The organism is Geomonas propionica (assembly GCF_016458235.1).
Taxonomy (GTDB): Bacteria; Desulfobacterota; Desulfuromonadia; order Geobacterales; family Geobacteraceae; genus Geomonas; species Geomonas propionica.
In genome coordinates this window covers 106,852-119,465 of record NZ_JAEMHK010000015.1, presented here as the reverse complement: position 1 = coordinate 119,465, position 12,614 = coordinate 106,852, and the positions used below count along the sequence as shown (strand labels likewise).

The 12,614-nt window shown below is 61.0% G+C and carries 13 protein-coding genes and 1 other RNA gene; 10 read left to right on the top strand and 4 right to left on the bottom strand.

The window, feature by feature from the left end:
* Positions 1 to 51: 51 nt before the first annotated feature.
* Both JFN90_RS18145 and JFN90_RS18140 read left to right on the top strand, forming a co-directional pair.
* Positions 52 to 753, top strand: coding sequence for a DUF72 domain-containing protein (locus tag JFN90_RS18145; protein WP_199396530.1), 702 nt, complete (start codon positions 52 to 54; stop codon positions 751 to 753).
* Between the two features lie 97 nt (positions 754 to 850).
* Positions 851 to 1,177, top strand: a complete 327-nt coding sequence (locus tag JFN90_RS18140; protein WP_199396529.1) for a hypothetical protein — start codon at positions 851 to 853, stop codon at positions 1,175 to 1,177.
* Positions 1,178 to 1,264: 87 nt separating this feature from the next.
* Here JFN90_RS18140 and JFN90_RS18135 read toward each other — a convergent pair whose 3' ends face one another.
* On the bottom strand, positions 1,265 to 2,005 hold the full coding sequence (locus JFN90_RS18135; RefSeq protein ID WP_199396528.1) for a 16S rRNA (uracil(1498)-N(3))-methyltransferase: 741 nt from the start codon (positions 2,003 to 2,005) through the stop codon (positions 1,265 to 1,267).
* A gap of 3 nt (positions 2,006 to 2,008) precedes the next feature.
* Positions 2,009 to 2,929 (bottom strand): 50S ribosomal protein L11 methyltransferase, encoded by a 921-nt coding sequence (gene prmA / locus JFN90_RS18130; RefSeq protein WP_199396527.1) that lies wholly within the window; start codon positions 2,927 to 2,929, stop codon positions 2,009 to 2,011.
* 269 nt (positions 2,930 to 3,198) lie between these two features.
* On the opposite strand from prmA, the gene JFN90_RS18125 reads away from it, so the two are divergent.
* From JFN90_RS18125 to JFN90_RS18115, 3 genes are all read left to right on the top strand, one after another.
* Positions 3,199 to 4,011 carry a pyruvate, water dikinase regulatory protein gene (locus JFN90_RS18125; RefSeq protein ID WP_199396526.1) on the top strand — a complete coding sequence of 271 codons (813 nt, stop codon included), beginning with the start codon at positions 3,199 to 3,201 and terminating at the stop codon, positions 4,009 to 4,011.
* A gap of 33 nt (positions 4,012 to 4,044) precedes the next feature.
* Positions 4,045 to 4,719 carry a response regulator transcription factor gene (locus JFN90_RS18120; protein WP_183344735.1) on the top strand — a complete coding sequence of 225 codons (675 nt, stop codon included), beginning with the start codon at positions 4,045 to 4,047 and terminating at the stop codon, positions 4,717 to 4,719.
* A 165-nt stretch (positions 4,720 to 4,884) separates the two neighbouring features.
* On the top strand, positions 4,885 to 6,261 hold the full coding sequence (locus tag JFN90_RS18115; protein WP_199396525.1) for a DegQ family serine endoprotease: 1,377 nt from the start codon (positions 4,885 to 4,887) through the stop codon (positions 6,259 to 6,261).
* Between the two features lie 187 nt (positions 6,262 to 6,448).
* Here the strand turns inward: JFN90_RS18115 and JFN90_RS18110 are convergent, their stop codons facing one another.
* Positions 6,449 to 7,453, bottom strand: a complete 1,005-nt coding sequence (locus JFN90_RS18110; protein ID WP_199396524.1) for a ribonuclease Z — start codon at positions 7,451 to 7,453, stop codon at positions 6,449 to 6,451.
* Positions 7,454 to 7,573: 120 nt separating this feature from the next.
* Positions 7,574 to 7,755: non-coding RNA, 6S RNA (ssrS, locus tag JFN90_RS18105), on the bottom strand.
* Between the two features lie 154 nt (positions 7,756 to 7,909).
* Between ssrS and JFN90_RS18100 the strand changes: the two genes are divergently transcribed.
* The 5 genes from JFN90_RS18100 (at position 7,910) to JFN90_RS18080 (ending at position 12,612) form a co-directional block, all read left to right on the top strand.
* Positions 7,910 to 8,191, top strand: coding sequence for a DUF507 family protein (locus JFN90_RS18100; RefSeq protein ID WP_199396523.1), 282 nt, complete (start codon positions 7,910 to 7,912; stop codon positions 8,189 to 8,191).
* Positions 8,192 to 8,228: 37 nt separating this feature from the next.
* Positions 8,229 to 8,501: a DUF507 family protein gene (locus JFN90_RS18095; protein WP_199396522.1), complete on the top strand. Its 273-nt coding sequence runs from the start codon at positions 8,229 to 8,231 to the stop codon at positions 8,499 to 8,501.
* 160 nt (positions 8,502 to 8,661) lie between these two features.
* Positions 8,662 to 8,952, top strand: a complete 291-nt coding sequence (gene groES, locus JFN90_RS18090) for a co-chaperone GroES (protein ID WP_199396521.1) — start codon at positions 8,662 to 8,664, stop codon at positions 8,950 to 8,952.
* 51 nt (positions 8,953 to 9,003) lie between these two features.
* Complete coding sequence (groL, locus tag JFN90_RS18085) at positions 9,004 to 10,665, top strand: chaperonin GroEL (RefSeq protein WP_199396520.1); 1,662 nt, start codon at positions 9,004 to 9,006, stop codon at positions 10,663 to 10,665.
* 252 nt (positions 10,666 to 10,917) lie between these two features.
* Positions 10,918 to 12,612, top strand: a complete 1,695-nt coding sequence (locus JFN90_RS18080) for a HEAT repeat domain-containing protein (protein WP_236019058.1) — start codon at positions 10,918 to 10,920, stop codon at positions 12,610 to 12,612.
* Positions 12,613 to 12,614 lie beyond the last annotated feature (2 nt).

Sequence of the window (12,614 nt, the reverse complement as noted above, 5' to 3'; positions counted from 1 at the left end):
GTTGTATAACATGTTGCTGTGACTGAAGCGAACCAGGGTCGGAGGTGCGCCGTGCTCCTGTACATAGGCACCAGCGGTTATTCCTACACCGAGTGGAAAGGGAGCTTCTACCCCGCCGACCTCCCCTCCCGCGCAATGCTGCAGTACTACGGCGGGCAGTTCAACAGCGTGGAAATCAACAACACCTTCCACCGCATGCCCAAAGACACCATGCTGGCGGGGTGGTGCGACCAGGTCCCGGAGACCTTCAGGTTCGTGCTCAAGGCGCCGCAGCGCATCACCCACGTGAACCGGTTGCGCGACGTCGCCGACCAGGTCTCCTATCTCTTCGACGTCGCCGGCGTCCTGGGAAGGCGGCTGGGCGCGGTGCTGTTCCAGCTTCCCCCCAGCCTCAAGAAGGACCTGCCTCTGCTGCACGATTTGCTGGCGCTGATCCCGCCGGGGCGCCGGGTGGCCCTGCAGTTTCGCCACCGCTCCTGGCTTGACGACGAGGTCTTCGCGCTTTTGCATAGAAACGACGCCGCGCTCTGCATCGCCGACATCGAGGGCGAGCTGGAGATTCCGGCGGTAGCGACGGCGACCTGGGGGTATTTGCGGCTGAGACGCCCGGATTACCAGGTGGATGAGTTGAGAAAGTGGGCGGAGCTGGTGCGCGGCAGGGGATGGAGTGAAGCCTTCGTCTTCTTCAAGCACGAGGATGAGGCGAAGGGACCGCTCTTCGCGCGCCGCTTCGTCGAGATGGTTTCAAATTAATTCGAGGTCTTGGCCTGAGGCTCCCCCTTTGCAAATGGGGGGACGGGGGGGATTTGATTTAGGTTATTCAGCTGGGGAATAGATAAAGGAGGGCATCATGAGCATCTGGAGCATAGCCAAGATTGCGGCGACGAGGATTCCGTGGGGGCGGGTGATGGAGAATCTCCCCATGGTGGCGGACATGGCCAGCCGGGCCAAAGGGCGCTTTATGGGACCTGGCTCCCCGGGAGGCATGGAGGCGAGGCTGCATCAGTTGGAAGAGGAGAACCGAAAACTGGAGCGGGCGCTCCTGGAGACCTCGGGGCATCTGCAGCTCGCCATCAAGACGCTCAAGGTGGTGCTGGCCCGCGAGAAGGTGCTCATGGGGGTGGCGGGAGTGTCCCTGCTGGTCTCGATTGTGGCGCTCGTGATCGCGCTCAAGTAGGGTACTGCTCCGTTAGGGGACTGGCTCCGCCAGGTGCCTGTCCCCCTGTGTGTCCCCTCAAGGACAGAGGAGGTGCGGCTTCCGCTGTCACCCCAAGTCTCCCCAATGAAATTGCAGTATGGAAACCAGCGCCAGTCCGGCGGTCTCCGTGCGCAGTATCCGCTTCCCCAGCGTCACCGGGGTGAAGCCGCAGGCAAGGGCGGTGGCCACTTCTTCCGTGGTCAGCCCACCCTCCGGCCCGACCACCACGGCCACGCTCTCCGGCGCCTGGTAACGTTCCAGGCACTCCCGCAAGGTCGTCTTCTCTTCCCCTTCCCACAAAAGCAGCTTCACCGTCTGCGGCGCATCGCGCAGCACCTCTTTTAGGCTCCCGCCGATGGCGACCCGGGGGGCGGAGCTGCGCCCGCACTGGCGCGCAGCTTCCTGCACGATCTTCTCGAAACGGGCCTGCTTGCCCGCCGTCTTCTCCCCGCGCAGCTTGACCACCGAGCGGGCGGCATCGAAGGTGACCACTTCGGCAATGCCGAGCTCGGTGCACTTTTGCAGGATCAGGTCGAGCTTGTCCCCCTTGGGGAGCCCCTGGTACAGGGTAATGCGCAGACCCGGCTCCGGCTCGGGTGCCGCGGTGGTAGCGTCGATGCGGACGGTGAGGCTCTTGGCACCCACCTCGGCGATCACGCCGCTGTGGCGCCTGCCGTCGCCGTCCACCAACTCGACCTCGACCCCCTCTTTGAGCCGCAGCACGCGCGCCATGTGCCGGTACAGCTCGCCGGTGACGGTGGCTTCACCGTCGCCGACTGCGTTGTCTCCCAGGAAGAAGCTGCGCATCCGTTAGAGCGGCTTTCTCAGGGTGAGGCAGGACCACTCCAGCTCCCGCGGGTTTTCCACGAGCTCAAGGCCGGGGAAGCCGGCGCGGACAAACTCCTCCTTCTCGGTGAGGATGCCGGAGAGGATCAGCCAGCCGCCAGGTGCCACGCGGGAGGTGAGCTGGTCGGAGAGGCGCACCAGTTCCTCGGCGAGGATGTTGGCGACCACGACGGCATAGCCGCTGGGAAGCTGGGACAGGTCGGTGGTGGAGGCTTTGACCACGCCGTCGACGCCGTTCAACTCAAGGTTTTCCTGGGTCACCCGGACCGCCTCCGGGTCGATATCGACCGCGGTGATTTCGGTGGCGCCCAGAAGCGCGGCGGCGATGCTGAGCACGCCGGAACCGGTACCGACGTCAAGGACGGGGTTGGGGAGTTTCGCCTCCGGGCAGGCAAAGGCGATCCGCTCCAGGGCTTCCAGGCACATCTTGGTGGTGGGGTGGGCGCCGGTGCCGAAGGCCATGCCGGGGTCGATCTGGATCACCAGGTCACCCTCGACCTGCTGGTACTCCTCCCAGGTCGGCTTGATCACCAGCCGCTTGCCGATGCGCACCGGCTTGAAGTGCACCTTCCAGTTGTTGGCCCAGTCCTCGTTCTTGATGATGGTGACTACCGGCGGGGCGTAGACGAAACCGGGAAAGTCCGGCCCATGCTGGGCCAGGAACTGCTCCACCTTGATGCGCATGTCCTCCAGGGAGTCGTCCAGGGGGAGGTACCCCTTGACAGTCTTGATGCTGCTGTCTTCCAGGGTATCCAGGGAAAAGGTATCCAGGTGCAGGTTGTCCACGCCGACGCCGTTGCCGGTCAGTTCCACTAAGAAGTCCGCTAATGTGTCGACCATCTCGGCCGGGACGTCACAGGCGATTTCCGCCCAATCTGTAATCATAATGAGTTTGCTTCTCCTTTTGGGTTCCGTCTTGCCGGATTAAACTACCAGAGAAATAAAGGAAATGGCAATGAAAACCTTGACATCCAAAAAAACTAGGGCGTAATTATAATTAAAATTTTTCGGAGATGTGCCGATAAGTTTTTACAGAAGCGTTTCCCATTAAATTTTAGTTTTGCCTAAAATGAAAAAACATGGTATATATCTAATGAGTTTGGCGATTTGGCTGGTAAAGCCTTGGTAGAACGGCACTTTTCGGGTGACTACGGATGTACCACGTTTATTTACTTTCGGATGCGACGGGTGAGACCGTCGAGCGGGTGGCGCGGGCCGCGCTGACCCAGTTCAAGGACGTGGATGTCCGCCTGCGCCGGGTCGGGCAGATCAGGAACCGCGACGACATTATCAAGGCCCTGGACGAGGTGGACCGGCAACCCGGCATTATCTTTTATACGCTGGTGAACACGGAACTGGCCCAGTTCGTCAGGAACGAGTGCGAGGCGAGACAGCTGGATGCGGTGGACCTGATCACCCCGCTTCTCTTCAAGCTGGCCGAGTTCCTGGAGATGAGGCCGCAGAAGCTTCCCGGCCTGCAGTATGAGATGAACTCCGAGTATTACCGCCGCATGGAGGCGGTTGATTTTACCGTGAAGCAGGACGACGGCCAGGAGCCGCGCAACCTGCACAAGGCGGACATCGTCCTGATCGGCGTGTCCCGCTCGTCGAAGACTCCGCTCTCCATGTACCTGGCCCACAAGGGGTACAAGGTGGCGAACGTGCCCATCATCCAGGGAATCGACCCTCCCCCGGAGCTGGAGGAGGTGGAGCCGGAACGGGTGGTAGGTCTCATTATCGACACGCAGCGGCTGGTCGATATACGTTGCGCGCGGCTCAGGAACCTGAGGCAGAGCCCGCGCGGCAGTTACGCCGACTACAGGCAGGTCGAGGAAGAACTGGCCTACTGTCGGCGCTTTTACCGGGCCCACCCCGCCTGGCTGGTGATCGACGTAACCAACAAATCGGTTGAGGAGTCTGCCGCCGAGATTTTAAGCAGGCTTCATGGTGATATCAGGCACGATTAGAGGTCGACATAATTTCAAAGAGAGGAAATCAACATGAGAATCTTGGTGGTAGAAGACGAAAAAAAGGTTGCCAGCTTCATTAAGCGCGGACTCGAGGAGGAGCAGTACGAAGTCCACACGGCCGCCGACGGTGAAGAGGGACTGAAGCTTGCGCTGGAGAAGCCGTTCGATCTCATCGTACTTGACTGGATGCTTCCGAAAAAAGACGGCCTTTCCGTGCTGAAGGAACTCAGGGAGCGTAAGAACGTCACCCCGATTCTGATGCTCACCGCGAAGGACTCCGTAGAAGATATCGTGGCTGGTCTGGACTCCGGTTCCGACGATTACCTGACCAAGCCGTTCGCCTTCGCCGAGCTGTTGGCCCGCGTCCGTGCGCTGATGAGAAGGAGCGAGCTCGACCGCGGCGCCGAGATCCGCTTCGCCGACCTCCGTCTCGACCCGGTTACCCACAAGGTATGGCGCAAGGACAAGGAAATCGATCTTACCGCCAAAGAATACGGCCTGCTCGAGTACTTCATGCGCAACCCGCACCAGGTGCTTACCAGGACCATGATCGCCGAGCACGTCTGGGATTACACCTTCGACAGCTTCACCAACATCATCGACGTCTACGTGAACTATCTGCGTAAGAAGATCGACCGTGAAGCTGACAAGAAGCTGATCCACACCGTCAGGGGCGTGGGCTACATCCTCAAAGAAGAAGAGTAGCCGCCAACCGGTGTCACCCTTCTAGTCCGAGCAACGGACCTCTCCTGGCCATAGCGGCCTGGGGGAGGTCCGTTTTTTTTCGTTAAAGCCGCTCCCCGGTGGGAAGGCTTGACAAAGTACCGGTGCAGTATTAGCTTTACCGTACTCAAATCCCAGGAGGTAGCCATGCAGGCAGCAATCGTCGCAAGATTTCTGGTGTTTAGCTTATTTCTCTCCTCCGTTTTCTCCACCGTCGCGGGCGCCACGACGCTCACCCCCGACTTCGCCAAGCTTGCCAAGAGACTGAAGCCAGCGGTAGTCAACATCAGCACTTCCAAGACCATCGCCATGAAGAAGCGGCAGCATCCGGGCGGCGATCCCTTCCAAGAGTATTTCGACAAGTTCTTCGAGGCCCCGCGCCAGCAACCCCATAAGCAGCAAAGCATGGGCTCGGGCTTCATCATCAGCGATGACGGCTACATCATCACCAACAACCACGTGGTGAAGGATGCCGACGACATCAAGGTCAAGCTCTCTGACGGTCGCGAGTTCAAGGGCGAGGTGAAGGGGCGCGACGACAAGCTCGACCTGGCCCTGGTCAAGATCGACGCCAAGGCGCACCTGCCGGTAGCGCCCCTGGGCGACAGCGACAAGATGGAGGTCGGCGACTGGGTCATGGCCATCGGTAACCCCTTCGGCCTGAGCCAGACCGTCACCGCCGGCATCATCAGCGCCCAAGGCAGGGTGATCGGCAGCGGCCCGTACGACGACTTCATCCAGACCGATGCCTCCATCAACCCGGGCAACTCCGGTGGCCCGCTCTTCAACACCGACGGCGAGGTGATCGGCATCAACACAGCCATCGTAGCCGGCGGACAGGGGATCGGTTTCGCGATTCCGGTGAACATGGCCAAGGAGATCCTGCCGCAACTCAAGGAAAGCGGTAAGGTGACCCGCGGCTGGCTGGGCGTTTCCGTACAGATGGTGACCCAGGACTTGGCCAAGTCCTTCGGTATGGAGAGCGAGCAGGGCGCCCTGGTGGCCGAGGTCATGAAGGATAGCCCCGCCGAAAAGGCCGGCGTCAAGGGTGGCGATATCATCCTCGAGTACGACGGTCATGTCATCAAGGACATGGCGGAACTGCCGCGCCGCGTGGCGGCGACCCCGGTGGGCAAGCATGTGAAGCTCGTGGTACTGCGCGACGGCAAGCAGGTGCCGCTCCAGGTCGCCATTGAGAAGCTGAAAGACGGCGGAGAGGACGAGGACGGCACGGTCACCGGCGACCGCCTCGGGCTGAAGGTCACCGACCTGACCCCGGAACGCGCCCAGCAAATGAGGCTGCAGGGAGAGAAAGGTGTCCTGGTAACTGACGTGCAGGCCGACAGTGTCGCGGAGAAGGCCGGCATCGTCGAGGGGGACCTGATCCGGGAGATCAACGGGGTGCGCATCTCCAGCGCCAAGGACTACAGCAAGGTGGTCGGGGCCGTCAAGAAGGGCGGGTACCTGAAGATGCTGCTCAGAAGGGGGGATACCTCCCTGTTCGTGGCGCTCAGGCTCGACTAGAAGCGGATACATGATGTGAATGAGAAAAGGGGGACCCGGTAACCGGGTCCCCCTTTTTTTGCGTCCCATACCCTCTCCCTCCGGGAGAGGGTGCCCGAAGGGCGGGTGAGGGAGGTGGCATCGCGCACTGTTTCTGCCATGAGCAGCGCCCTCACCCCCGCCCCTCTCCCGGGGGGCGAGGGGATACTTATCTACCTGCGAAAGCCTCCTCAACCTCTCGGCGCAGTTCCTCCTCGGCGCCCAGGTGCCTCGGGGAAAAGTGGAACGGGATCACCCGCGCGGCACCGGCCTCACGCGCCAATTGGCCCGCCTGGCGAGCGGTCAGGTGGGCGCGCTCCCGGGCGCGCTCGGCATCCACGTCCAGGAACACGGCCTCGATGAAGAAGTAGTCGGCGCCGCGGGCTAATGCCACGATGCGGCGGCGGTTGTCGGGGGTGAAGGCGGTGTCGGTGACGTAGGCGATCTTCTCGCCGGGCACTACCTGCAGCACCTTCTCCTTGAGTTGGCCGATGGTAAGGCGGCGCCCTTCCGACTGGCCTGGCAGCGAGGCCACAATCACGGTATCGTCTGGCTCACCGCGCAGCACGGCACGCTTCACCTCCGACAGCCAGGGGCCAACCGGTAGTCCCAACTCCGCAAGGTGGTTCTTCATGAAGTTCACGTGCAGCTTTTCCTCGAAAGCGTAGGCGAGGCAGGGGATACTGTGCTCCAGGAAGGTCGCCCGCAGCCGCAAGTTCTCCTCCTCCAGGATCACGCCGTCCGTGAAGGTGAGCCGCTCCTCGTCCTCTCGGGCGAAAACCCGGCGCGAGCTGAAGCGGGCACGCACCCCGCTGCCATCCGGGTGTAGTTCGGTGACGGTGATGACGAACTCGGTGGGGTAGCTCTGGATCAGGTTCCAGCTGTAGGAGGCGAGGCGATGCTCGACCTGTTGCAGGATGCCGGGAGGGCCAAAGAGACGCAGCGCCATGTCGCGCCCGAGCATGATGCGCAGCATCAGGTCGAAGCCGATGAAGTGGTCGATGTGGGTGTGGGAGATGCAGACGTCGCTCAAACGCAGGATCTTGCGGGGACCGAGGCGGTGGATCTCCCCCAGGTCGAAGAGGATGGCGCGCCGGGCGAACTGAAAATCGACGTACACGCCGGGGTCTCCGAAGGGAGGGTTGACCAGGGTGGGGAGGAAGTGGGGAGTCATGCATGCCTCCGAAACCGTGGAGCAGGGAGTGGCGAGCCATCCATTGCTATATATCCATAGCCACCGGAGCGCAAGACGAAAAAAAGGGGACCGTCGCCGGATCCCCTAATTTCTATTGCAGCTCTCTCCGCCTTGTCGTTCGGTTGGGGGGCCTCACAGCGAGTTCCCATTCAGGTGGGCTCCTGTAGACCGCTTCAGGCAATTCCCGCGTAATGGGGCAGCACACCACGGTCGAAACAGGCTCCCGTTCAAAAAATTATTCCGCAGGGGCTTTAATAACCTCACGGGCACGGCAGAGAGAGCGTGTAGTGGCTGTATTGTAGGTCTGAGCTTATGAGAAATCAACCTTGTTTTCTTTAATGACAATGCCGCTCATGCGGTCCCCAAAACTGTTGCAATTTTGCCCTGTTGACGTACAATGCGCCCAACCGAAACCCTTAATAAATGGGAGGCAAGATGCGTCTTAAGGAAGAACAGATCGCGCGCCTGGCGGAAAAGGTGCTGGGAGACCTGGAGTGCGCGCAACTGGTGCAGCAAAAACAGGGGCGGGGCGCGGTGCTGGCGGGAATCAAGGCCGCCATCGCCCAGGACATCAAAAAGGAGGAAGACCTGGAGCGCGACGCCGAGGCGCTCTTGGAGCAGACCCTCAAGGCAGTGGGAGGCCAGGGCATCGACCGGCACAAGATGCTCAAGATGGTCAAGGACAAACTGGCCAAGGAGAGGAAGATCGTTCTGTGATTGCCCGGCCCGCCGGCAAGCCATGCAAGGAGACACCATGCACATCTCGGAAGACCGCATTTCCCATATAGCTCACAAGATCTACGACAAACTCTACAACGACGACCTCGCCGACTTCCCGGACGAGCGACGCGCCCTCGACTCCATCAAGGACTCCATCGAGGGATTCTTCTCCATCATGGAACAGGTGGACCAGGCGGTGCGCACGAAGCTCGCCTCCTACAGCCAGGCCAAGGTCCCCGGCAGCCGCGAATGGGAAATCCTGTACCAAAAGTTTTACGCCGAGGAACTGGCAAAAAGGAAGTGGTAGCAAGGGGATAGCTGCGGGAAAATTATTTTGCAGACCGCCCTTGATTTTTAGGGTCATGCTGTTTATATTTAGCAGGCATTTAGCACTCAGCAGTTTTGAGTGCTAATATTTTTTTCAATAATCAAGAGATCGATGCATCTCAAGGAAAGGAGAGGAAAGCATGAATCTTAGACCGCTGCAGGACCGTATCATCGTGAAGAGGGTTGAGGAAGCTACCATGACCGCCGGTGGGCTGTACATCCCGGAAACCGCCAAGGAAAAGCCGCAGCAGGGCGAAGTCGTGGCAGTGGGCAACGGGAAGAGGGGCGAGGACGGCAAGGTGTACCCGATCGATCTGAAGGTGGGCGACAAGGTGCTGTTCGGCAAATATGCAGGTAGCGAAGTGAAGCTCGAGGGTGAGGACTACCTGATCATGCGCGAGGACGACATCCTCGGCGTCGTCGTAAAGTAATCCCGGCAGCTAACCCTTCACGACTACAATCATTTAAGGAGGAGATTAGATATGGCAGCAAAGATCATCAAATTCGACCAGGAAGCACGCAACTGCATCCTCAAAGGTGTGAACACCCTGGCAGACGCAGTGAAAGTGACCCTGGGCCCCAAAGGGCGCAACGTCGTCATCGAGAAATCCTACGGCGCACCGCTCATCACCAAGGACGGCGTCACCGTCGCCAAGGAAATCGAGCTGGACGACAAGTTCGAGAACATGGGCGCACAGCTGGTGAAGGAAGTCGCTTCCAAGACCTCCGACGTCGCCGGTGACGGCACCACCACCGCTACCGTTCTCGCGCAGGCCATCTACCGTCAGGGCGCGAAGCTGGTCGCTGCCGGCCACAACCCGATGGAAATCAAGCGCGGGCTGGATCAGGCTGTCGAGGCGCTGGTGGGCGAGCTGAAGAACATCTCCAAGCCGATCAAGGACCACAAGGAAATCGCGCAGGTCGGCACCATCTCCGCCAACAACGACAAGACCATCGGCGACATCATCGCCCAGGCCATGGAGAAAGTCGGCAAGGAAGGGGTCATCACCGTCGAGGAAGCCAAGGCGATGGAAACCACCCTTGAGACCGTCGAGGGCATGCAGTTCGACCGCGGCTACCTCTCCCCGTACTTCGTGACCGATCCGGAGCGCATGGAAGCGGCCATGGACAACGTCGCCATCCTGATCCACGACAAGAAGATCTCCAACATGAAGGACCTCCTCCCGGTTCTCGAGCAGACCGCCAAGTCGGGCCGTCCGCTGCTGATCATCGCCGAGGACATCGAGGGCGAGGCCCTGGCCACCCTGGTGGTCAACAAACTGCGCGGCGTGCTGAACGTCTGCGCCGTCAAGGCCCCGGGCTTTGGCGATCGTCGCAAGGCGATGCTCGAAGACATCGCCATCCTGACCGGCGGCAAGGTGATCTCCGAGGAAGTCGGCTTCAAACTCGAGAACACCACCATTGACATGCTCGGCAACGCGAAGAAGATCACCGTCGACAAGGACAACACCACCATCATCGATGGCTACGGCGCTGAGGCCGACATCCAGGGCCGCGTCAAGATGATCCGTGCCCAGATCGACGAGACCTCCTCCGACTACGACCGCGAGAAGCTCCAGGAGCGTCTGGCGAAACTGGTTGGCGGCGTCGCCGTGATCAAGGTCGGTGCGGCCACCGAGATCGAGATGAAGGAGAAGAAGGCACGCGTCGAAGACGCGCTCCACGCAACCCGCGCGGCGGTCGACGAGGGCATCGTCCCCGGAGGCGGCGTGGCTTACCTGCGCGCCATGCAGGTGCTGGACAACCTGAAGCTCGCACCGGAGCAGCAGTTCGGCGTCAACGTGATCAAGCGCGCCCTCGAGGAGCCGATCCGTCAGATCGCACAGAACGCCGGCGTCGACGGCTCCATCGTGGTCGACAAGGTGAAGAACGGCAAGGAGGCCTTCGGCTACAACGCGGCCGACGACGTCTACGTCGACATGATCGAGGCCGGCATCATCGACCCGACCAAGGTCTCCAGGAGCGCACTGCAGAACGCAGCTTCCGTGGCAGGTCTCATGATGACCACCGAGGCGATGATTGCCGACAAGCCGAAGGAAGATGGCGGCATGCCGGCAATGCCGGGTGGCATGGGCGGCATGGGCGGTATGGGCGGTATGGGCGGCATGGGCGGCATGATGTAAGCCCTGCAGTCCAAAGCAGCAACAAAGGGAGTCGGCCTCGAGCCGGCTCCCTTTTTTTTGCCTTTATTTTTAATGGGGATTGGAGCTATCGCTTTCGGACTAAGGCCATCCCTTTACATAAAACAAGGGAAAGCGTATGCTTACGCGGGTGTGCCTGATGCTGAGGGCTCATGAGCCGAGAGTTTTGCAGGCGCAACGCGAGGCAAGGGCGGTCGGCGTGGACCTAACCACCACCGCAGGCGAGGGAGCATGATGGAACAGGCTGTTGAGCAGTCGGACGTCGGTAAGAAAGAGCTTGCCTCGGTGACCCAGATCGTCCTGGGCATGATCAAGACGTCGAAGGCGCTCAGGATCTACCTGCCCAACAACCCGGTACTGATCGGGTTCATTTCTGATTTGGGCACCAGGATGACTGTTCACCTGGCGCGTTACGGCGAGCTTACCCTGGACGTGGAGCAGTTCGTGCTGCGCTACCAGGGGGCGCAGGTGTACGAGAACAAGGACCCCAAGGAGAGCATGGCGAGCCGGCTTCACGCCGACGGGATCAGAACCGTGTTCTTCGACCAAGGAGTGGCGCCGGCAGAAATCGTGGCCTTTCTGGGGGTGGTCGGCTTCGAGCGTCCCAGCGGCGACGACGACGTGGTGACCCAGCTTTGGGAGCGAAACCTCCAGCACATCGGCTACCTCACCGAGGATGATTTCAGCGATCCCTACCTGTTGCGGGAGGCAGAGGATGCGAACCAGCAACGGGACGCCCTGGAGCGTATCCGGCAGGCTCTCACGGAGCAGCCGCCGCCCGCACCCCGGATGATCCCGAAGCACCTGCTCATGCTCACCGCCGACGAGGAGGAGTGGCTGCGCAAGGCGGTCGATCTCGAGGGGCGCTGCAACGGGCTTGATGACGTCATCAGGATTCTGGCCACGATCCTGGGCGAGGTTCAGGAGCCGGAGCTTTTCGCCGATTTCGCAGCAATCCTTGGCAACCTGGCCGTGAACCTCGTGCTGGCCGGCGACATAGCCCACGCCGTCAAACTGGCGCGCTTCCTGGACCGCCTGCAAAAGCTCCCCATCACGGCGCCGGAGCAGCGGCAGCAGTTGGCTGAGGTTCTGGCAGCGATACTCTCCACCTCCACCGTCGAGGTGCTCAAGGTAGCGCTGGACGGCAACGAGGCGGCGATAGAGTACGGCCAGTTGAAAGAGCTGTTGCTGATTTTGGGTATCCCCTCGCTGGGGTCGATCTGCGAGTTGTTGGGGCGCGTGGAGAAACTCAAGGTGCGCAAGCTGATCGTGGAGGTCCTGGTGGAACTGGGGCGCGGGGACCCGGCGGTGTTCCAGCCCTTTCTCAGCGACCCGCGCTGGTATCTGGTGCGCAACGTCGTGCTGATCCTCTCCCAGATCGGGACGCCGGCGGCCCTCAAGATGATCCTCGGGCTGATCACGCACCGGGAGCCGCGCATCCGGCGCGAGGTGCTGGGCTTTTTGGAGCGCACCAGCGACGCCAAGGCAAAAACGTACATCCTGAAGTTCCTGCGGGACGAGTCGAGCCCTCTGCGCATCAAGGCCCTGCAGGTCCTGACCCGGGAGAGGCTTCCCTTCGCGCTCAAGCCGATCGTGGCGCTCGCGGGCGCCGACGATTTCCAGGAGCGTCCCTTCGAAGAGAAGAGGGAGATTTTTCTGGCGCTGGGAGAGCTGGGGCAGGAGAGCGTGCTTCCCCTGTTGCGCGAGCAGCTGATGAAGCGCTACTGGTTTCAGAAGGGGAACGAGAAGGAGTCGGTGCAGCTTGCAGCCCTGGGGCTGGGCCGCATCCGCAGCAGGTCGGCGCTGCAGCTTCTGGAAGAGGCGCGCGGCCAGAAGAAGGGAAGCGAGATCCGGTCCATCTTGGACCAGGCCATCGCATCTTATGTGGCACGGCAAAGAAGCGCTGGGCGCGGTGAGGTTGGGGCATGATG

Bases quoted from the DNA above. Each gene is read 5' to 3' on its own strand.
- groES (WP_199396521.1), top strand. From the start codon at position 8,662: ATGAATCTTAGACCGCTGCAGGACCGTATCATCGTGAAGAGGGTTGAG.
- JFN90_RS18135 (WP_199396528.1), bottom strand. From the start codon at position 2,005: ATGCGCAGCTTCTTCCTGGGAGACAACGCAGTCGGCGACGGTGAAGCC.
- prmA (WP_199396527.1), bottom strand. From the start codon at position 2,929: ATGATTACAGATTGGGCGGAAATCGCCTGTGACGTCCCGGCCGAGATG.
- JFN90_RS18095 (WP_199396522.1), top strand. From the start codon at position 8,229: ATGCACATCTCGGAAGACCGCATTTCCCATATAGCTCACAAGATCTAC.
- JFN90_RS18110 (WP_199396524.1), bottom strand. From the start codon at position 7,453: ATGACTCCCCACTTCCTCCCCACCCTGGTCAACCCTCCCTTCGGAGAC.
- JFN90_RS18125 (WP_199396526.1), top strand. From the start codon at position 3,199: ATGTACCACGTTTATTTACTTTCGGATGCGACGGGTGAGACCGTCGAG.
- JFN90_RS18100 (WP_199396523.1), top strand. From the start codon at position 7,910: ATGCGTCTTAAGGAAGAACAGATCGCGCGCCTGGCGGAAAAGGTGCTG.
- JFN90_RS18080 (WP_236019058.1), top strand. From the start codon at position 10,918: ATGGAACAGGCTGTTGAGCAGTCGGACGTCGGTAAGAAAGAGCTTGCC.
- JFN90_RS18140 (WP_199396529.1), top strand. From the start codon at position 851: ATGAGCATCTGGAGCATAGCCAAGATTGCGGCGACGAGGATTCCGTGG.
- groL (WP_199396520.1), top strand. From the start codon at position 9,004: ATGGCAGCAAAGATCATCAAATTCGACCAGGAAGCACGCAACTGCATC.
- JFN90_RS18115 (WP_199396525.1), top strand. From the start codon at position 4,885: ATGCAGGCAGCAATCGTCGCAAGATTTCTGGTGTTTAGCTTATTTCTC.
- JFN90_RS18120 (WP_183344735.1), top strand. From the start codon at position 4,045: ATGAGAATCTTGGTGGTAGAAGACGAAAAAAAGGTTGCCAGCTTCATT.